Annotated in this window: 16 protein-coding genes; 5 read left to right on the forward strand and 11 right to left on the reverse strand. The window is 66.5% G+C overall.

The window, feature by feature from the left end:
- Positions 1 to 95: 95 nt before the first annotated feature.
- Positions 96 to 1661, reverse strand: coding sequence for a carboxylesterase/lipase family protein (locus F6B93_RS17440; RefSeq protein ID WP_211696200.1), 1566 nt, complete (start codon positions 1659 to 1661; stop codon positions 96 to 98).
- A 134-nt stretch (positions 1662 to 1795) separates the two neighbouring features.
- On the opposite strand from F6B93_RS17440, the gene F6B93_RS17445 reads away from it, so the two are divergent.
- A complete protein-coding gene (locus F6B93_RS17445; protein WP_211696201.1) occupies positions 1796 to 2965 on the forward strand; it encodes an AI-2E family transporter in 1170 nt (389 codons plus the stop codon).
- On the opposite strand, the gene F6B93_RS17450 is transcribed toward F6B93_RS17445, so the two are convergent.
- Positions 2940 to 3743, reverse strand: coding sequence for a dienelactone hydrolase family protein (locus F6B93_RS17450; RefSeq protein WP_211696202.1), 804 nt, complete (start codon positions 3741 to 3743; stop codon positions 2940 to 2942). The two genes, F6B93_RS17445 and F6B93_RS17450, sit on opposite strands and share 26 nt — an antisense overlap.
- Before the next feature lie 21 nt (positions 3744 to 3764).
- Positions 3765 to 4466, reverse strand: coding sequence for a DUF4245 domain-containing protein (locus tag F6B93_RS17455; RefSeq protein WP_211696203.1), 702 nt, complete (start codon positions 4464 to 4466; stop codon positions 3765 to 3767).
- Between the two features lie 28 nt (positions 4467 to 4494).
- Between F6B93_RS17455 and glpX the strand changes: the two genes are divergently transcribed.
- The 3 genes from glpX to F6B93_RS17470 all read left to right on the forward strand — a co-directional run bounded on the left by glpX (position 4495) and on the right by F6B93_RS17470 (position 8173).
- Positions 4495 to 5580 carry a class II fructose-bisphosphatase gene (glpX, locus tag F6B93_RS17460; protein ID WP_211696204.1) on the forward strand — a complete coding sequence of 362 codons (1086 nt, stop codon included), beginning with the start codon at positions 4495 to 4497 and terminating at the stop codon, positions 5578 to 5580.
- Positions 5581 to 5624: 44 nt separating this feature from the next.
- A complete protein-coding gene (locus F6B93_RS17465) occupies positions 5625 to 7049 on the forward strand; it encodes a class II fumarate hydratase (protein WP_211696205.1) in 1425 nt (474 codons plus the stop codon).
- Positions 7050 to 7210: 161 nt separating this feature from the next.
- Positions 7211 to 8173 carry a hypothetical protein gene (locus F6B93_RS17470; protein ID WP_211696206.1) on the forward strand — a complete coding sequence of 321 codons (963 nt, stop codon included), beginning with the start codon at positions 7211 to 7213 and terminating at the stop codon, positions 8171 to 8173.
- 19 nt (positions 8174 to 8192) lie between these two features.
- Here the strand turns inward: F6B93_RS17470 and F6B93_RS17475 are convergent, their stop codons facing one another.
- The 5 genes from F6B93_RS17475 to glyA all read right to left on the reverse strand — a co-directional run bounded on the left by F6B93_RS17475 (position 8193) and on the right by glyA (position 14440).
- Positions 8193 to 9659 (reverse strand): adenylate/guanylate cyclase domain-containing protein, encoded by a 1467-nt coding sequence (locus tag F6B93_RS17475; protein ID WP_211699572.1) that lies wholly within the window; start codon positions 9657 to 9659, stop codon positions 8193 to 8195.
- A gap of 86 nt (positions 9660 to 9745) precedes the next feature.
- The gene (locus F6B93_RS17480; protein ID WP_211696207.1) at positions 9746 to 10621 is read right to left on the reverse strand and encodes a polysaccharide deacetylase family protein; all 876 of its coding nucleotides are present in this window, start codon (positions 10619 to 10621) and stop codon (positions 9746 to 9748) included.
- A gap of 83 nt (positions 10622 to 10704) precedes the next feature.
- Positions 10705 to 12006, reverse strand: a complete 1302-nt coding sequence (phoH2, locus tag F6B93_RS17485) for an RNA 5'-3' helicase PhoH2 (RefSeq protein ID WP_211696208.1) — start codon at positions 12004 to 12006, stop codon at positions 10705 to 10707.
- A gap of 245 nt (positions 12007 to 12251) precedes the next feature.
- Complete coding sequence (locus tag F6B93_RS17490) at positions 12252 to 13079, reverse strand: acyl-ACP desaturase (protein WP_211699573.1); 828 nt, start codon at positions 13077 to 13079, stop codon at positions 12252 to 12254.
- Between the two features lie 71 nt (positions 13080 to 13150).
- Complete coding sequence (glyA, locus tag F6B93_RS17495; protein WP_211699574.1) at positions 13151 to 14440, reverse strand: serine hydroxymethyltransferase; 1290 nt, start codon at positions 14438 to 14440, stop codon at positions 13151 to 13153.
- Positions 14441 to 14577: 137 nt separating this feature from the next.
- On the opposite strand from glyA, the gene coaA reads away from it, so the two are divergent.
- Positions 14578 to 15516, forward strand: a complete 939-nt coding sequence (gene coaA / locus F6B93_RS17500; RefSeq protein ID WP_211696209.1) for a type I pantothenate kinase — start codon at positions 14578 to 14580, stop codon at positions 15514 to 15516.
- Positions 15517 to 15612: 96 nt separating this feature from the next.
- On the opposite strand, the gene F6B93_RS17505 is transcribed toward coaA, so the two are convergent.
- From F6B93_RS17505 to F6B93_RS17515, 3 genes are all read right to left on the reverse strand, one after another.
- The gene (locus tag F6B93_RS17505) at positions 15613 to 16044 is read right to left on the reverse strand and encodes a hypothetical protein (protein ID WP_211696210.1); all 432 of its coding nucleotides are present in this window, start codon (positions 16042 to 16044) and stop codon (positions 15613 to 15615) included.
- 163 nt (positions 16045 to 16207) lie between these two features.
- Positions 16208 to 17590, reverse strand: coding sequence for a hypothetical protein (locus F6B93_RS17510; protein ID WP_211696211.1), 1383 nt, complete (start codon positions 17588 to 17590; stop codon positions 16208 to 16210).
- A gap of 35 nt (positions 17591 to 17625) precedes the next feature.
- Entirely contained in the window at positions 17626 to 20397 is a 2772-nt protein-coding gene (locus tag F6B93_RS17515) for a PE family protein (protein WP_211696212.1), read from the reverse strand.
- Positions 20398 to 20485: the final 88 nt, after the last annotated feature.

Consider the following 20485-nt stretch of genomic DNA (forward strand, 5'->3'; position numbering starts at 1 on the left):
GCGGTCAGACCGCTATCCGGCATAGCATTGAGGTTTGCCCAAGGGGCGTCCGTCCGCAGGTAGACGCCAAAATGCGCAAACTCTTCATCAATGCATCACCGGAAACTCACCACCTCGCCGCCCCAGGCGGCCCGAATGTGCGCGTCGACGTCGCGCACGACAGCGTCGCTCTTGCCGATAATCAGGCAGGCGCGATGGGACCCCTCGTAACACGGCCAGGCTGGCTCACCATCGGGACCCGTGGGATTGGCCCACGTGGCGAAATTGATCCACCGCGTCCGTACTCTCTCCGAGACCGCTTTGGCGGCTTTGGCGCCGCCCAGCTTCAATGTTGGGTCCTGAGGGCCTCCGAGATTGCCCCAGACATAGGGCAACTCGGTACCGTGGGCGGCCCGGACCAACAGCAGTTTCAACAGTGGAGCCGAGTAGTCGAACCGGTACAGATACACCGGCGCCACCTGGCTGTGCCCCTCCGCCAGCCACACCGACGGCATCCGGAAGCCGACATCGGTAGCAATACTCAGTGGCCGTGCTTTGCGCCGCATTTGGGAGTAAGCCGACCCGATCTGCTCCTCGGTTGGCAATTGCAAGTCCGGCTGCTCGGCGGCAATCTGGGTGAACATCGACGTGATCGCGCGCGGAGTGATCGGCATCAGCGGCGACCTCAGCAGCCGGAACAGCGCGGCCTCGTGCTTGTTGGTGCCGATGATCAACGGAACCGGGTGCGAGCGGCCCTCCCGCGCCAGCTTGACCGGGTAGTCGGGCAGCAGCTCACCGTCGACGATCGGCACGAACGCCAACGTGCCGGGGTTACGGACCGGCACTTCGTTGAACACCTCGTTGGACGCGGCGAGGATTGCCGAGGTCGGCATTTCACGCAACCTGTCCGCGTCGGATGCGGGAATTCCCAGCTTGTCCAGGACACATACGGCGACCCGCCGAGCCCTGCCGTGGTCGTACACCGAGGTAGCCGGTGAGCTCTGCGCGATCGCGCCGGCGAACAGACCCGCAGCTGCCGGGGTAGCGAGCAGGGTCGTGATGATTCCCGCGCCCGCAGATTCACCGAACAGCGTGACCTTCTCCGGATCGCCGCCAAACACCGCAATGTTGTCGCGCACCCAACCCAACGCGGCCAGCACGTCACGCAGCCCGATATTCGAGTCGAACCGCCGCCGCGCGGTGTTGAACGACGACAGGTCAAGAAAGCCAAGCGATCCAAGCCGATAGTTGACCGTCACCACGACCACGTTGCCGCTGCTCGCCAGCCTGCGGCCGTCGTAGAGCGGCTGACTGCCGGATCCCATGATGTAGGCGCCCCCGTGCAGCCACACCAGCACGGGCTTGCGGTCACCAGGCTCGGTATCGGCTGACGCCCAGATGTTCAGACGCAAACAGTCCTCGCTCTGCGGCGCCCCCAAGTCGAGCGGCATGTTGGGAATCGCCGGTTGCGGGCAGGCCGGCCCGAAGGATGTGGCGTCGGCGACCGCGGCCCAAGGCTCCGGCGGCTCCGGCGCCCGGAAACGCAGGTCACCCAGGGGCGGCGCGGCATACCGAATGCCCTTCCAGGCTTTCACAGCCCTGAACCCGCCCCCTGTTAAGCCTCCGTCGGTGCCCCGGACCGGCCCGTAGCTGGTTTCGACCACACATTTGTCAGTTGCCATGCTCGTGAACTCCCGTTTGCCTACGTTGCCCTAGGCTAGTGGCCCGCCAATCACCGCATGACTGGCACACCACTGGCGGCTAGGGTTGCGCTCAACACCCGCGCATCATCGAAGTGGAGGGTGACCGTTCCCGCATGAACACCGAGTTCACGCTCACCCAGAAGCGCGCCCTGGCCGTATTCACGGCGATCGCCCTGCTGTTCGGTGCGTACTTCCTGCGTGGCTATTTCGTCCTTATCGTGGTGGCCGCCGTTGCGGCGTACCTATTCACCCCGCTCTTCAATTGGTTCCACAAGCGCCTCAACACGGGCTTGTCGGCCGCCGCCACCCTGTTGTCGGCGATGGCCATCGTTATCGTCCCGGTCGGACTGTTGGTGGTACTGGCGGTCGTTCAGATTGCCCGCATGGTCGACAACGTCGCCGATTGGGTGCAGACGACCGATCCAAGCCAGCTTGGCGACCAAGTTCTGCGCGTGGTCAATGACGTGGCGGCTCGAGTGCCGTTCCTCCACACGACGGTGACCGCGGAGACGCTGCGCAACGCGATGATTTCCGTGGCACAAACCGTCGGCAAGGGGCTGCTGTATTTCTTGCAGGACGCGGCAGGGAGTATCCCCGGCGCGATCGCGTCGGCCATCATATTTTTGTACGTCTTTGTCGCACTGCTGGTGAACCGCCAAAAAATGCGGACACTGATCGGCCAGCTCAACCCACTCGGAGAAGAAGTCACCGATCTGTATCTGAAAAAGATGGGTTCCATGGTGCACGGCACGGTCAGCGGCCAGTTCGTGATCGCGCTATGTCAAGGTGTCGCCGGCGCCGCATCAATCTACGTCGCCGGATTCCACCATGGTTTCTTCATTTTCGCTATTTTGCTTACCGCGCTGTCGATCATCCCGCTGGGTAGCGGTATCGTCACCATTCCGTTTGGCATCGGGATGATCCTCTACGGCAACATCGCCGGCGGTGCGTTCGTGGTCATCTGGCATCTCCTGGTGGTCACCAACATCGACAACGTTCTGCGACCGATTCTCGTACCGCGCGATGCCCGGCTGAATTCCGCGCTCATGCTGCTGTCGGTGTTCGCGGGTATCGCGATGTTCGGGCCGTGGGGCATCGTCATCGGTCCAGTGCTGATGATCGTCATCGTGACGACCATCGACGTCTACCTCGCCGTGTATAAGGGCGTTGAACTCGAGCAGGACGAAGAACCGAACGACAAACCCGAACAACCCGTTTGGCGCAGATGGCTGCCGCGCGGGAAGGTAAACCCGCCAGCTACTGCCGAACCAGCCGCTCAGTAAGGAACTCGACCATCCGCTTGCGGGCTTCGTAGGCGGGCTGGCCGTCCACCTCCCGGACCTCCTCAGTCAGCACCGAGTGCGCCATCCGGCCGAAGCCGTGCTCGTTGCCGGGGCTCGAGTCGATCTCGATCACCTCGAATGCGTCACCCAGCCGCCGTTTGAGCGTCTCGAACCGCTGTCCCGGAGCCATCTTGTCCTCGCTGAACCGCAATCCCAGCGCGCACAAACCCTCGTCGGTGCAGCGGTCAGCGACGATGGTCAACTCGGATTCACTCAACCCGGGATCGCGACGCTGTGCCGGGGTCATCGGCAACGGCACCGAAGGCTGGCTGAGCACCGGCGCCAGCACGATGTCGTCGACGGCGGCTGCCAACGCGAAACCCCCGGTGAAGCATTGGCCAATCACACCGACGCCGCTACCGGGCGTCGACGCGTTGAGGTCTCGTGCGAGTGCCCGCAGGAACATCGACACCGGACGCGCCTTGTTGGTGGCAAACGCCGCAAATTCCCTTGCTACACAGGCGCGCGTGAGGGATTGGGCCATATATCCGGGCGACACCGGCTTGCCGGGCTTGCCGAACAGCGACGGAATCGCGACGGTGAACCCGTTGTCTACCAGGTGATTCCCCAAGGCCAGCACGCCGGGATGGATGCCCGGGATCTCCGGAATCAGCACCACGCCCGGGCCCGCCCCCTTGCGATAGACGTCGTGGGTGTAACCACCACCGGTAAAGGGCTCACAGTTCCACCCGGTGAGGTCGGCTTCGGGTCCGTTCATGAGATGTCCTTTCTCTCGGCTCTATCGGCCTGCCGGCAGGGGTGATTGCGATTGCGTCGCCGATGCCAGCGTGCGGAACTGGTCGGCACTGCCCGCGCCGGTGATCGCGATCTGAGTGGGTCCACGCGTACTGCCGAGGCTGGTGGTCCACACCGGCTCGACGGTCGCCCCACTGTCGTCGGCGCCCTGGTAGACCACCCAGTCGGTACCGGCTACGTCGACCGAACCGCTCGGGTACATCGCCGCTTGGGGCGAGTGAATCGAGCCGACCAGCTTGTCTTCGTCGGCATTGCTCTGGGTCAGGCTCACGTACATCCCGGTCGGGCTGATGTAGCCGACGATCGATGTCGCGGCGTTGAGCCGCTGACCGGTGGCCGGGTCCGTTCGCCCATTCTCGATACCCCCTCGGCCACCGGAGTTGGGTTGCCAGCCGGCCGGCAGCCTGGGCAGCCGGATCGGGAACCCTAGCGTCTGCGCGTCTGCCCGCAGGGCCGCCGCGGCGTCGTAGGCCGGGACCGGCCCTTCGTTCGTCCGACCCGGCTGAAATGAGCACATCCCGACCATGCCTGCCAGCACGATGCACCCAATCACCAGCGGCGCGAGAGACCAGAACATGTCGCGACCGTCCTGGAGCAACCGTGGCTTGGCTGGCTTGGGGGTCGGCTGTGGCTCCGCGCTCGTCACCCCGCCAGTATGCAGGCCAGTATCCCAGCTCCAGGTCATCGACCTGCTTCTGGGACAATCACCAACCATGACAGCTCAGGGATCCGGTTCGTCGCCGGTCGCCGTTGCCGGTCGCGGCCCGTCGCAGGCCCGGGCGCGCGGGGAAGCTCCAGACCGCAACCTGGCTATGGAATTGGTGCGGGTCACCGAGGCCGGCGCCATGGCCGCGGGCCGCTGGGTGGGCCGTGGCGACAAGGAAGGCGGCGACGCCGCGGCGGTCGACGCGATCCGCGAACTGGTGAACTCGGTGTCGATGCGCGGCGTGGTGGTCATCGGCGAGGGCGAAAAAGATGATGCGCCGATGCTGTACAACGGCGAAGAGGTGGGCAACGGCGACGGCCCCAACTGCGACTTTGCCGTCGACCCGATCGATGGCACCACGCTGATGAGCAAGGGCATGCCCAATGCCATCTCGGTGCTGGCGGTCGCCGACCGGGGCGCAATGTTCGACCCGTCGGCAGTGTTCTACATGAACAAGATCGCCGTCGGACCCGACGCCGCACACGTGCTGGACATCACCGCGCCGATCGCCGACAACGTCCGGGCGGTCGCCAGGGTCCTGGGCTTGTCGGTGCCGGACATGACCGTGTGTATTCTCGACCGGCCCCGGCACGCGCAGCTGATCGCAGAGGTCCGGGCAACCGGGGCACGGATCCGACTCATCACCGACGGCGATGTCGCCGGCGCGATCTCGGCGTGTCGGCCCGAGTCGGGCACCGACATGCTGGCCGGTATCGGCGGCACCCCGGAAGGCATCATTGCCGCGGCAGCGATCCGTTGCATGGGCGGAGCGATCCAGGCGCAGCTAGCACCCAAGGATGATGCCGAGCGCAGCAAAGCGCGCGACGCCGGCTACGACCTCAACCAGGTCTTGACTACCGAAGATCTGGTGTCCGGCGACAATGTCTTCTTCTGCGCCACCGGCGTCACCGACGGCGACCTGCTCAAGGGGGTGCGCTACTACCCCGGTGGCTGCACTACCCAGTCGATCGTGATGCGGTCCAAGTCGGGCACTGTCCGGATGATCGAGGCCTATCACCGGCTTTCGAAGCTCGACGAATACTCGGCCATCGACTTCACCGGTGACAGCACGGCCGCCTATCCCCTGCCCTAGGGCGCGACACCACACATCCTCAACACAGCAAGGAACCCACTTCCATGGCAGACAGTGTCTCCACTAATCCGACGGACACCGAATACCGCATCGAGCACGACACCATGGGCGAGGTGCGGGTACCGGCAAAAGCGTTGTGGCGTGCGCAAACCCAGCGCGCGGTGGAGAACTTCCCGATTTCGGGCCGAGGCCTGGAGCGCACGCAGATCCGCGCGCTGGGTCTGCTGAAAGGCGCGTGCGCTCAGGTGAACAAAGACCTCGGGCTGTTGGCAGCGGACAAGGCCGACGCGATCATCGCTGCAGCCGGCGAGATCGCCGATGGCCAACACGACGACCAGTTCCCGATCGACGTCTTCCAGACCGGTTCGGGCACCAGCTCCAACATGAACACCAACGAGGTGATCGCGAGCATCGCGGCCGCGAACGGGGTCACGGTGCATCCCAACGACGACGTCAACATGTCGCAGTCGTCCAACGACACCTTCCCGACAGCCACCCACATAGCCGCTACCGAGGCCGCGGTGAGTCATCTCATCCCGGCGCTGCAGGTGCTGCACGACGCCCTGGCGGCGAAGGCTCTCGACTGGCACACGGTCGTCAAGTCGGGCCGCACCCACCTGATGGACGCCGTTCCGGTAACGCTGGGCCAGGAGTTCAGCGGGTATGCCCGCCAGATCGAGGCGGGCATAGAAAGGGTGCGCGCGTGCCTGCGCCGGCTGGGCGAGCTGGCGATAGGCGGCACCGCGGTGGGGACCGGCCTCAACGCCCCGGAAGGTTTCGGCGTCAGGGTGGTCGCGGTGCTTGTTGAACGGACCGGTTTGTCCGAACTCCGCACGGCGGCAAATTCTTTCGAGGCGCAGGCGGCTCGCGACGGTCTGGTGGAAGCCTCCGGCGCGTTGCGCACGGTCGCGGTGTCGCTGACCAAGATCGCCAACGACATCCGCTGGATGGGATCGGGCCCGCTGACCGGGTTGGCCGAAATCCAACTGCCAGACCTGCAGCCCGGCAGCTCGATCATGCCCGGCAAAGTGAATCCGGTTCTGCCCGAGGCGGTTACCCAGGTTGCCGCGCAGGTGATCGGCAATGACGCCGCGGTCGCCTTTGGCGGCGCCAACGGCGCCTTTGAACTCAACGTCTACATTCCGATGATGGCTCGCAACATTCTCGAGTCGTTCACCCTGTTGACCAACGTGTCGAAGCTGTTCGCCGCGCGCTGCATCGCTGGGCTCACGGCGAACGTCGACCATCTACGCGAGCTCGCCGAGTCTTCACCGTCGATCGTGACACCGCTGAACTCCGCCATCGGCTACGAGGAAGCGGCGGCGGTGGCCAAACAGGCACTCAAAGAACGCAAGACAATCCGCCAGACCGTCATCGACCGGGGCCTGATCGGCGACGCGTTGTCCCTCGAAGAGCTGGACCGCCGCCTCGACGTCCTCGCCATGGCCAAGGTAGAGCCAGGCGACTAGGCGGCCCGCCACTCACCGGTGGTCAAGGTAACGCTGACAGCGCTCATGTTGCCGCCCCCGCGTTGGCCGATCGCACGCGTCGGTGCCATCCTGGTCTGGCAAGTCCCGCAAGAGCGAGCGCAGCGGCCGCGCGGCACGCCGCGAGTGAGGGTGATTCAGCAATGACGGCTCCCCCCGGTGGCGGTCCCTACGATCCTGGACAGCAACCCAATTGGGGCGGCCAGCAGGGTGGTCCCCAACCGTACCCCCCGGGCGGTCCGTACGGAAACCCGCAGCCCGGCACGGGTCCCTACGGCGCCGGCGGATACCCGTACCAACAGTTCCCGCAGAGCGGTCAGCAACCTCCCCCCGGTTGGCCGCCAGGACCCTACTCCCCTGGGCCACCGCCGAAGGGACCGGGCTCGAAGACGCCCTGGCTGATCATCGCCGGGATCGCGGTGGTGGGTGTCATCTTGCTCGTGGTGATCGTGGTCATCGGGCTCAACTACAACAAGTCGACCCCGGCAAGTCCCGTGGGGCCTGGCCCATCGGGTCTCTCGTCGACGACCGGACCCCCAACGTCGCAGCCGAAGAACTCTGCGCAGACGGCCACGGGCTGCACCCCCAACGTGTCCGGGGGCGACCAACCCGGCGGTGGCACGATCAGCGCGGGCGAGCTCTGGTTTCCCGTCACAGCGGCACCGGGATGGATGGTGTTCGCCGACGACGTGAACCCCAACCTGATCGACGCGGTGGGGGTCGGCCAAGAAGTGCCCGGTGCCGACCAGTGGATGATGCAGGCCGAAGTGGCCATCACCAACTTCGTGGCCAGCATGGACCTCGCCGAGCAGGCATCGACGCTGATGCAATGCGTAGCCGACGGCCCAGGCTACGCGCAGTCGTCGCCCACTCTGGGCCCGATGACGACATCGTCGGTCACAATCGACGGAGTCAGGGCCGCCCGGGTGGACGCCGATATCACGATCGGCGACGCAGCCGCACGCAAGGTGAAGGGCGACTCCGTCACCATCATCGCGGTCGATACCAAACCGGTCACCATTTTCATGGCTGCCACACCCATCGGTGACGCTGATTCCGCGGCTGTCGTCGACGGGGTGATCGAAGCGCTGCGAGTCGCATCATGAGGCAGCCGCGCTAGCGCCTCTAGGGGTCAGCTACCGGCGCCGATACGTGGGTGGCCTCCGATCGGCCGCGCAGCACCGTGGAATAGGATCCGGTCCATCGCTTCTGCTCGGCAGTGTCGGCGCGGACAATGGCCGCCGCCGAACACAGGATTCGGCGGTCCGAGGTCTTGGCAAGATCGGCCAACCGCGCGGCCTCGTTGACCGCGTCGCCAATCACCGTGTATTCATAGCGATTTTCGGCGCCGATATCGCCCGAGAACACCCGACCCGCCGAGACGCCAATACCAAAATCGACAGCCGCAAGCTGGCTCAGCTGGACGCCCAATGCTCGTGCTGCCGCAAGCGCCGCCGACGCCGGTTCGTCCGTCCACAGCGGAGCGCCGAACACGACGAGCGCGGCGTCGCCTTCGAATTTGTTGATCAGTCCGCGATGTTCATCGACCACGCCGACGACGATCCGGAAGAAGTCGTTGAGCACCTCGGCAACCTCTTGCGGCGGACGACTTTCCGCAAGCTTCGTGGAGCCCACCAGATCGATATACAGGACCGCCGCGTCGACGACGTCACCCGAAAGCGAGGCACCCTCGTCGATCGCGCGGCGCGCGACATCGGCTCCGACGTGACGCCCGAAGAGATCGTGTAATCGGTCGCGTTCGGCGAGCCCGGTCACCATCCGGTTGAATCCGGTTTGCAGTCGCCCGATTTGGGACCGCTCGTATACCCCGACGTACGAAACGATGTTGCCGCGCTCGACCTCGGCCATCGCGTCGACGACCTCGCCGACTGGATCCGAAATAGAACGCGAGGTCAGAATCATGACCGGCAGCCCGAGGATCACCGCCGCCAGCGAGACCATCAAGACTGGCACGTCCAGCGATGCGGACTTCTCGATGAGCCAGCCGTACGAACGCAGCACCACGAAGGCAGCGATGATCGCGATGGGAAGTGCGCTACACAGAAACCAGAGCAGAACCAGGCGTGCAAAAACTCCCGGTACCTTTAGGCGCGGTTCGGCGCCTCGGGTGGCCGCGGCCATGATCGGCCGCAACGTATGTTGCGCGAGGACTAGGCCCGTACCCGCGGCGGCGGCGCCTCCGAACACCACACCCAGCACCACGGGGACCAACAGGGCGGCTCCTTGATCGAGATTCAACAGCAGGAGAGCTCCGCCGCACACCGCCCAGGTCACCGCGAGGATCACCGATTGACGGCCACCGAGTTTTATCGCCGCCTCCGCCTGATCCGGAGTCGGTTCGGCCCCAGCGACATACCACCGCAGGATCGGGGCAAGGATCAGCACACCGCTTAGCGTCACGGTGAGGGTGCCCAGCACGACCAGCACCACCACCGTCACCGTGTTCTTTGCCGCGAAGTCCGTGTTGGCCGTGGCAGATGCCTCGTTCCTGAGAGGGATCAAGATGGCCGACGCCGCAATAACGGAGAGAACGTAGGCCAGGGCGAGGGCGATCCCGTACTGAATCGACAGCACGCGAGCGCTCAGTCGGGGCCCAGTGCCCGTCGCGGCCGCCTTGGTCACGCTAACAAGGTAGCCCTGCGGGTCGCAGGCGCGCGCTAGGCACCGTTATTCGGCCCACCAGAGTTCTGCCCTGGAATGTCGGTGATGACCAAGTTGGGCATCGGCGTGGGCGACGGTGTATTGGGCAACCCAGGGATCTGGCCGGGCGGGATGTCATGGAGTTCGTTGGCAGGCGGCCCGTTTTCCCGGCCGCCGTAACTGCTGCCCGGTGCCCGTGGCCCGAGCAGCTCGCTGACAGTCACCAGCCGGTAGCCGTTGGCCTTGAGCACTGGGATGAATTGGTAGACAAGGTCGACGGTGCTGGAGTACGTGTCGTGGAACAGCACCACCGAGCCCGGCTTGATGTAGGTCATCAGCATGTACCGCGTGGCCCCCGTATCGGAATCATTGGCCCAGTCGAAAGGAATGACATCCCAGAGTATTTCGGCTTGTCCAAACCGGCTGGCGGCTTCGCGAACCGCATCGTTGGACAACCCGCCGGCCGGGCGGTACAACGTCGGCGTCCGGCCCGTCGCGGCGGCAATCGCGTCGTTGGCCCGAGAAAACTGGCCGGCGATCTCCGCGGGCGGAATAGTCGTCATGTTCGGGTGTTCCCACGTGTGGCTGCCTATTTCCATCCCGGCGTCCGCGATGCGCTGCGCGCCCGCCGGGTTGGCGGCCACTTTGTTGCCGATCAGAAAGAAGGTGGCCTTGGCATTGTTCTCCGTGAGAATGTGCAGCAGCCGGTCGGTGTACGGACCCGGCCCGTCGTCAAATGTCAGCGCGACACATTTGACGACCGCACAGCTCAGGTTGTCGGCACGGGTAACGCGCCCGGTCAAGCCGCCCACTACCAGTACCGCGCCGGCTACGACGATGCCGATAACCGTGCGCCAGTAACGCCAGGTCTGAGTATCGGCTTGTTTCCGCACTAAGAGAGTCTAGCGAACGGCGCCGTACCCACTACCAGCGCAAACCCAACCGTCGAGCAGTCCCACGGCCCGACTAAGGTCTGTCAATGCGGCCCTTTGATCTCCTCCAGCATCTCGGTGACCAGCGCCGCGATCGGCGAGCGCTCACTGCGCAGCAGCGTGATATGCGCGAACAGTGGGTGCCCTTTGAGCTTCTCGATCACCGCGGCAACCCCGTCATGGCGGCCAACCCGCAGGTTGTCGCGCTGCCCGATGTCGTGGGTCAAGACCACCCGCGACCCCGTGCCCAACCGGGACAGCACCGTCAGCAGCACGTTGCGCTCCAGTGACTGCGCCTCGTCGACGACGACGAACGAGTCGTGCAGCGACCGCCCGCGGATGTGCGTCAGCGGCAGCACCTCAAGCATGCCCCGAGAAAGCACTTCCTCGAGCACCGCCGGGCTCGCGAGCCCCTCGAGCGTGTCGAAAACCGCCTGCGCCCAGGGACCCATCTTGTCGCTCTCGCTACCGGGCAGGTAACCCAGCTCCTGACCACCGACGGCATACAGCGGACGGAAAACCACCACCTTGCGGTGGGTTCGGCGTTCCAACACAGCTTCCAGACCCGCACACAACGCCAACGCGGACTTGCCGGTGCCCGCTTTGCCGCCCAGCGAGACGATACCCACTGACTCGTCCAACAACAGCTCGAGCGCCACCCGCTGCTCGGCGGAGCGGCCCCGCAGACCGAACACTTCACGATCACCGCGGACCAGCTGAACACGTTTGGCCGGCGTGACCCGGCCCAGCGCATGTGAACTGCCACCCAGTAACCGAATTCCAGTGTGACAGGGCAGGTCCCGAGCTTCGACCAGGTCGATCTCGCCATCGGAGAACAGCGCGTCGATGTCCTCTGCAGAGGTCTCGATCTCGTCCATCCCCGACCAGCCGGAAGCGATGACGTCCTGCGCGTGATACTCGTCGGCGGCCAAACCCACTGCCGCCGCCTTCACACGAAGCGGGATGTCCTTGCTGACCAAGGTGACCCGCTTACCCTCGGCAGCGAGGTTGGCGGCGCAGCTCAAGATCCGGGAATCGTTGCTATCGGTGCGAAAGCCCGCGGGCAGTACCGCCGGATCCGTGTGGTTGAGCTCAACGTGAAGCGAACCGCCCTGGGCGCCAACCGGAATGGGCTGATCCAGCCGTCCGTGCTCCAACCGGAGATCGTCGAACAGCCGCAACGCCTGCCGAGCGAACCACCCCAGCTCGTGGTGGTGGCGCTTCGCCTCCAATTCGCTGATCACCACCAGCGGCACCACCACATCGTGCTCGGCGAACCGACTGCAAGCCCAGGGGTCGGATAGCAGTACCGAGGTGTCGAGCACATACGTGCGGGTATCGTTCACTGAACGCTCCTCGAGCGAATGATGCCCGCGCGGACCCACACGGGCATGTCGGCGGGAATGGCGGCGCCAGGACCGGGGCCGGTCCTTCCTGTGTCATGACAGTAGTCCTGACGAAAGGTGCCGCCCTGGCAGCAGAGCACGTCGCTGGCCATCGACTGCGACGCTACTCCGCTAGCGGCATCCCCGCAGAGCAGGCGCGCCGAGACCCGGACCAGACATGCCAGACGCTCCTGGCCAAGAATCCGCTAGCCGGTGACGAAGTGCTTCAGCTGTGGCTCGTCGGCCAATTCCCAAGCGGTGATGCGGTCGGAAATCACCTGGCGCAGCGCTGCCTGGTCGAAGATTCCCGCATCGGCCACCTTCTGCACCTTGTCCTGATAGGCCTCGATGTCGGCACCGAGGACAGCGAGGTCGGCGGCGCGGGCGGCAATCGCGGCGATCGTCTCCTCGCGGGTGTAGCCGAGGCAATGCGTGACCAGGTTGGCGAAGAACTCCTCGTGGCGGGCTTCGTCCTTGGCAATCCGGTCGATGAGCCCAGCCAGAATCGGCTCTTCGATCTGCGCGGCCAGATTGCGCGAATAGACGGCGTGGCAGCCCTCCAGCAAGGCCATGTGCGCCAGGGTCTCGACCTGCGTGTACTTGTCGGCGCGGTAACCCTTCATCACGTGCTGCACCCGAACGTTCTCGTTGGCGGTCGGATCAACCTCCCTGGTCACGACCAGGTATTCACGCAGCGCTATGGCGTGCAGATGCTCCTCCGCGGTCCAGCGGCCGAGCCAGCGGCCCCACCAGTCCTCAAGAATGAAGTGCTCAACGAGCTCGCGGTGATAGCCGGCCAGGTTGTCCTTGAGGATAAGCAGGATCTCGCAAGCGTCGGTGATCGTCCGGGGCAGCGTCGCCTGGGAGGGATCCCAATCGCGTCCGCCGAGGAACGCGAAGTTCTCACCCTGGTCGAACGGAACGTAGTCGTGAGCGAACCAGAGGTCCTCGGTGCCCAGGTGGCGGTCCATGTTCTGCTCAACCACGGGCTCGAGTTCGAGAGTCAGCGCATTAGCTACAGGTTTCTGTGCCATGCGGTAACTGTAACCCGCATACACAGGTTTCGCGAAATCCCGCGTTCCCGTGTCGCGATCCGCCTGCCTCGCTAGCGACCGACCAGACTCCAGTCCTCGAGCCCCTCGTAGAGCGGGAAGTCTCTGGCCAGCCGGGTCACCCGCTGGCGCAACGCCGGCACATCCACCCCGGATGCCGATTCGCCAGCGGCGAGCGCAGTGGCAATGATGTCGGCAACCTCGCTGAATTCAGCGTCACCGAACCCACGGGTAGCCAGCGCGGATGTTCCCACCCGCAGCCCCGAGGTCACCATCGGCGGCCGCGGATCGTTGGGGACCGCGTTGCGGTTGACCGTAATCCCGACCTCATGGAGCAGGTCCTCGGCGGCCTGGCCGTCGAGCGGAGAATTTCTCAGGTCAACCAGGACAAGGTGAACGTCGGTGCCGCCGCTGACCACCGATACTCCGGCCTTCGCGACATCGGGAGCCATTAGTCGATCGGCGATGAGCCTGGCACCAGATACCGTGCGCTGTTGCCGCTCGGCAAATTCAGGCGTGGCGGCGATCTTCAGCGCGACCGCCTTGCCGGCGATCACGTGCATGAGCGGTCCGCCCTGTTGGCCGGGGAAAACCGCGGAATTAATGATCTTGGCATACTCCTTTTTGCCCACGATCAACCCGGAACGCGCGCCACCGAGGGTCTTGTGCACAGTGGTCGACACCACATCCGCGTGCGGCACCGGCGATGGGTGTATGCCCGTGGCCACCAAGCCCGCGAAATGTGCCATGTCCACGAACAGCTTGGCGCCGACTTCGTCCGCGATCGCTCGAAACGCCGCGAAGTCGAGAACCCGGGGGTAGGCAGACCAGCCGGCGATGATCACGTGCGGGCGGAACTCGAGTGCGGTAGCCCGCACCGCGTCCATGTCGATCAGATGCGTTGTCGGGTCGACGCCGTAAAAGCCGTTCTCATACAACTTGCCCGAGAAGTTCAGCCGCATCCCGTGAGTCAGATGACCGCCATTGGCGAGGTCGAGGCCCAGGAGCCGCTCACCCGGCGACATCAACGCGTGCAACACCGCGGCGTTGGCCTGCGCACCCGAGTGTGGCTGCACGTTGGCGAACTCGGCGCCGAAGAGCTCCTTGGCCCGGTCGCGGGCAATGTTTTCCACTACGTCGACGTGCTCGCAACCGCCGTAGTAGCGCCGTCCCGGCAGACCCTCGGCGTACTTGTTGGTCAGCACGCTGCCCTGGGCCTGCAGCACAGCTCGCGGCACGAAGTTCTCCGAGGCGATCATCTCCAGGGTGTCGCGTTGCCGGGCAAGCTCCTTGTCCAGCATCTCGGCGATATCCGGGTCGATCTCGGCGAGTGGGGCGGACATTACGGAAGCGCCGGTGCGCGCGTCAGGGGTAGCAGTCACGGTCGCCAGTGTATCGAGCGCGCCGTGGCGAAATGGATCTGCTGGTACGCCCAGCCCCCAGCCGTCGAGCGCGCTCTCGCGGCTGCCAGACTGAAGCCATGCCGCGGCTTAGCGAGCCGAGCCCGTATGTGGAGTTCGACCGAAGTCAGTGGCGTGCGCTGCGCATGTCGACGCCGTTGGCCCTCACCGAAGAAGAATTGACCGGCCTGCGGGGCCTGGGCGAACAGATCGACCTTCTCGAGGTCGAAGAGGTGTACTTGCCGCTGGCCCGGTTGCTCCATCTTCAAGTCGCCGCCCGCCAGGGGCTGTTCGCCGCCACCGCGGAGTTCCTGGGCGAGCCGCAGCAGAATCCGGACCGGCCCGTGCCGTTCATCATCGGGGTGGCCGGCAGCGTGGCAGTTGGCAAGTCAACCACCGCTCGGGTACTCCAGGCGCTGTTGGCTCGCTGGGATCACCACCCGCGCGTCGACCTGGTCACAACCGATGGATTCCTTTACCCCAACGCCGAACTAGAACAACGAAATCTCATGCACCGCAAAGGTTTTCCAGAGAGTTACAACCGCCGGGCACTGATGCGGTTCGTCACTTCGGTCAAATCCGGTTCGGACTACGCATGCGCACCGGTCTATTCGCACCTGCACTACGACATCATCGGCGGGGCCAAGCAGGTGGTCCGGCATCCCGACATCCTGATCCTGGAAGGCCTCAACGTATTGCAGACGGGCCCGACCCTCATGGTGTCCGATCTGTTTGACTTCTCGCTCTATGTCGATGCCCGCATCGAAGATATCGAGCAGTGGTACGTGTCGCGGTTCTTGGCGATGCGTACTACGGCCTTCGCCAACCCGGAATCGCACTTCCACCACTACTCGGCACTGTCCGACCCGAAGGCCGTCGTTGCCGCCCGTGAGATCTGGCGGACAATCAACCGGCCCAACCTGGTGGAGAACATCCTGCCGACCCGTCCCAGGGCGACCCTGGTGCTCCGCAAAGACGCTGACCACTCCATCAACCGGCTGCGGCTGCGCAAGCTGTAGTTCTACGTCGTGCTGCGACCACCCCGAGCGGGCAGGCCGACGCGGGGCGCACCGCGATACGTGTCGCGACGACGCCCCGCGCGGCGGGGAGGGGAGTTACGCCGCCAGGCGACGCAATCCCAGGTATTGCAGACCAGCGAACACTGCCGTGTACACACCACTGGCCAGCGTCACAACCACGCCCGCCGTGGTCATTGGCACCAGTTCGGCGGCCACGATCGCTGTCACGGTGAACACGAGGTTTGCCGCGATCACCGCGATTCCGGCACGGCGCACGCGGGGCAACGCGGCCAGGGCGAACACCACCAGCCCATAGAGCACGAAAAAGGCGCCCGAGCTGTACTCCTGGCCAGACGTGAAGCCGGTGAGCCGGGAAATCGGGTCAGCGGCGGCGGCAACGACCAAGCCCGTCAACCCGGTCAACGTGGCGTCCGCGCGCATGGCGAACCGCAGCAGCGAGTCCTTTGATTCATACAGTGGCTTCGTTTCGAACAGGCGCTTGGTGTCGGTGCCGGGGATGGCGGTCATATTTCTTCACTCCTCGTTGGCTTGGCCCTCGTTGGCTTGGTCGAACACCTCTGAGAGTGCCGTCGTAGCACTGCCAGATCGATGCATGGCACTGCCAATCGCTGCCATGTATCGGATGACCAGGGGCTACGGCCGGCTATTCCCGGCGCGCATCCTCGTCGGGTTACTCGCTGGGGACGCTGACCCGCCCCCGCAGGTCCGCCGCAATCAGACGAGCCGCGGCGTTTTGCCAGTTATGCAACGAACGCTGCGGAACTTCGGTGACCAACCACTGCCAGGCTTGCCGGGCGGTGGGGTCCAAACCCGACGCGGTGGCGTTTTGCGCGTACGCCCGCACGCCGACAACATACGGAAAGTACAGCGAGTTGTAGTACCGCCACTGCTCGGTGGTTCCGAAGTCGCCGGCGTCACGCGGCTTGAGCCGCTCGATGCCGTCGGCTAATACCGCCTTGAGTTCATTGGCCCGCTCCAGCGGGTGATCCGGAGCGCCGCGGGCGGCCAGTCGCTCATCGATCACCGGCAACGCGGTGAGCGGGCTGGCGACCAGCTTGGTCAGATCACCGTAGTGGCCCAGCGCCCGGCGGGTAAGCCGAACGAAGGTGTCGTCGTCGACGCCGTCAAGCGGATTATCCGACCGCAGCGGCAATGCCGCCCCGGTGTGCCGCAGCGTTGCCCGGTCGGCTCGCAGGGTGGGCGATCGGGAGAATGCAAGTCGGTCCAGCAACCCCGCAAGCGGATCGGCCAGTACCTGCACGATGATCGCCACCGCGAGGCTGGTGAACAGCAGCACCGTCAGCGCGGTCTGCGTGGTGGCCTCATCGCGGGTCAACGCCAAGCCGATCAGCGCCTGCCCCCCGAACAGTGCCGCTACCGCCGTTGTGCCCGCAAACGAGCGGAGCATGTCGGCGCGCAGCGCCTGACCCTCGTCGAACGCGTCCCATAGGGCTACCGCGACCCCGAGCAGCAACAAGTCCAGACCCGTCGAGGCCAACGCCACCCAGCTGGGCAGCAAGCCCAGGGGAATCACCAGAATCGCGTTGCCGAGGGCGAAGAACAGCGTCGCTACGATGATGATTCCCAGACCATTCCGGGCGACCGACACCGGCTGGCTCGGCCGCCGCAGCGCGGCGACCATGGCGCCTAGGGTCGACGTTGAGATCACCACGGACATGAGCACGTGGCCGCCCCGCAGCGGTGGCTCGACGCTGCCAGCCAGCATCGCGCCCACTAGGGTCAGTGCGCCGACCGTGCCGACGAGAAAGAACTCGCCGGTACGTGCCCGCCAGCTATCGGATGGCCGCGACAGTTCGACGAGCACGGCAAACCATGCCACGCCGGGGATGGCAACCAGATAGATCTCGATCTGACTCAGCAACGCAGTGTGTACAACACTCGTTGTCCGCACCGCGTCCAGAGCCACCACCAGTGCGAAGCCGCACAGTCCGACCGCCGCCAGAACGAGCACCGGCTTGCGTGGATCACGGGCCAATAGGTACAGCCCAAGCCACCCGCTCAGCGTGAACACCACCGCCGACAGCGCAGCCACGCATCCAGTGTGGCATGGGCTGACCGACTCGGCAGCTACCCGTTGGGTCCAGGTAGCCCGGACAGCGACCCGCCGGTGCCGCCGGGCGCACCGTCGCCACTCGCACCGTTTCCGGCATCCCCGCTCCCGGCGGCGCCACCGGAACCGCCGGCCCCGCCGTTGCCGATCTGCTGGGCATTGCCGCCAATGCCGCCGTTGCCGCCGTCTCCGCCTTCGCCGCCGATAAAGGCGGGGAAGGCGGCCAGGCTATTGCCGCCCCGCCCGCCGGCACCGCCGGCCCCGCCATCACCGAAGAACGACCCGCCGCTAGCGCCGTTGCCGGCGTCGCCGCCGTTACCGGCGTTCCCACCGACACCGCCAAAGCCGCCCACTACGCCGCTACCCCCGCGGCCGCCGTCGCCCCCACTACCGCCGGAGCCCCACAGACCCGCGGCGCCACCGCTGCCGCCGCTGCCTGCGTCGCCGCCCATCCCACCGGTCCGGGGCGCTCCGCCGGCCACCTGCCAGGAGCCACCGCCGCCGCCATTGCCGCCGGTACCCCCGGCACCGCCATCGCCGAACAGCGATCCCCCGGCCCCTCCGTTGCCGGCGTTGCCGCCCTGTCCGCCGGCACCCCCGGCTGCGGGGGCGGCGCCGTTGGCGAGGCCGACGCCGCCCGCGCCGCCGTTGCCGCCGTTCCCAGCGGCGCCACCGTTGCCCATCAGCCCCGCAGCGCCGCCGCTACCCCCGTGGCCGCCGGCGCCGCCGTTTCCGCCTGTACCGAACGCGTTCGGGCCGCTGCCGCCTCGACCGCCGTTGCCGCCAGCGCCGCCGTCGCCGGACAGCGCCCCGCCGCTACCCCCGTTGCCGCCGTTGCCGCCGATGTTTCCGGTACTGCCGATGCCGCCGCCCCCGCCGGTGCCGCCAGTACCCCACAACGCGACGCTTCCGCCGTCGCCACCAGTCGCGCCGGTGCCGCCGACACCGCCCGCCCCGCCAGCGCCGATCAGGGCATCCCCGCCGTTGCCGCCGAGAGCGCCGACACCACCCCTGCCACCGGACCCGCCGTTGCCGAACAGCCCGGCGTCGCCGCCCTGACCGCCAGCAACGCCGGAGGTGGTGCTATCCCAGCCGTTGCCCCCGTTGCCGAACAAGAGTCCGCCTGCGCCCCCATTGGGGTTCGCGGCGGTGCCGTTGGCGCCGTCACCGAGCAGCGGGCGGCCCAGCAACGCCTCAGTGGGCGCGTTGATGATGTCGATCGGGGTCGGCAGGTTTGGCACGGGTCCCAGCAGCGTCCCGTCTGCGCCCGCGATGCCGTTGGGCAGGCCGTTGGAGCCAGTGCCAGCAGGGCCGCCGGCGCCGACCAGCCCGGCGTTGCCACCATCACCGCCGAACCCGCCGGCCGCAACCGGGGTGCCACCCATGAGGCCGTTGCCCCCGGCTCCGCCGTTGCCGAACAGCGCCCCGCCGAGCCCGCCGTTCCCACCGAAGCCGGGGCTGGAGTTGTTGGCGCCCGCTCCGCCGCCCGTACCCGTGCCGCCGGCTCCGCCGTTGCCGATCAAGCGGGCGTTGCCGCCGTTACCGCCCTGCCCGCCCTCGGCGAAGTTGCCGCCAATACCACCGGGCGTGCCGCCGTTACCGCCGTTGCCGCCGTCGCCATAGAACAGCGCGCCGGTCCCGCCGTCGCCGCCGGTCCCAGCTTCCCCGGCGAGGAAGCTGGCATCACCGCCGGCTCCGCCGTGACCGCCGTTGCCGAACAGCAAAGCCCGGCCGCCGAGGCCGCCGGTGCCTCCGGTGCCGGCGCTCGCCCCGCTGCCGCCCATGCCGCCGTTACCGCCGTCGCCAAACAACCCCGCCGCCCCGCCGAGGCCGCCGCTACCGGCGCTGCCGGCCCCGCCGACGCCACTGGCCCCGCCGGTACCGCCGTGCCCCCCGTCTCCCCAGAACCAGCCGCTGCCGCCATTGCCGCCGGCGCCGCCGCTTCCACCGGCGTTTGTCCCGCTGCCGCCGGTGCCGCCGTTTCCGCCGGCACCGGAGTCGCCGTATAGCAATCCGCCGCGCCCGCCGTCACCTCCGGACCCGCCCGCTGGGCCGGAGAAGGAACCCGAGGTACCGGCCTGCGCGCCAGCGCCACCGGCGCCGCCAGCGCCGATGAGCCCAGCAGATCCGCCGGCCCCGCCGGCCCCACCGGGACCACCGCCGATGCCACCCGACCCACCGATCCCCCCGTTGCCGTAGAGCCATCCGCCATTGCCACCGATGCCGCCGGCCCCACCGGTCCCTCCCGCCAGGGCCGTACCACCGGCACCGCCGGCACCGCCGTTGCCGATCAAGCCCGCGGACCCGCCAGCCCCGCCGACCTGCCCGGGCGCGCCGGAGCCACCGGCCCCGCCGTTGCCCCACAACAATCCGCCAGCCCCACCGGGCTGCCCGGTGCCTGGGGCGCCGTTGACACCATTACCGATCAGTGGGCGCCCCAACAACGCCTGGGTGGGCGCATTGATAACGCTCAGGATGTCCTGCTCCACGCTTTGCGCTGCCGACGCGTTGAGCGCCTCGGCAGCCGCGTAGGCTCCACTCGCTCCGGTCAGTGTTTGCACAAACTGTTGGTGCAACGACGCCACCTGGCTGCTCAGCGCCTGGTAGTCCAGGGCATGACCGGCAAACAGCGACGCCACCACAGCCGAGACTTCATCAGCACCGGCCGCAGGGAGTTCGGTCGTCGGTGCCGACGCCGCGGCGTTGGCCTCGCTGACCATCGCACCAATGCCGGACAAGTCCCTCGCGGCCCGGAGTAACGCGTCTGGCGCGGCAATCACAAAAGACATCAGTGCCTCCTCGATATACCGCCTGGGTGCAGCGTAGTTAGGCAGCGCGTGTCGCGACCATGCCCAGCTCAGGCGGCAATGGAGACAA

Origin of the sequence: Mycobacterium spongiae (assembly GCF_018278905.1) — a bacterium.
Lineage (GTDB): Bacteria > Actinomycetota > Actinomycetes > Mycobacteriales > Mycobacteriaceae > Mycobacterium > Mycobacterium spongiae.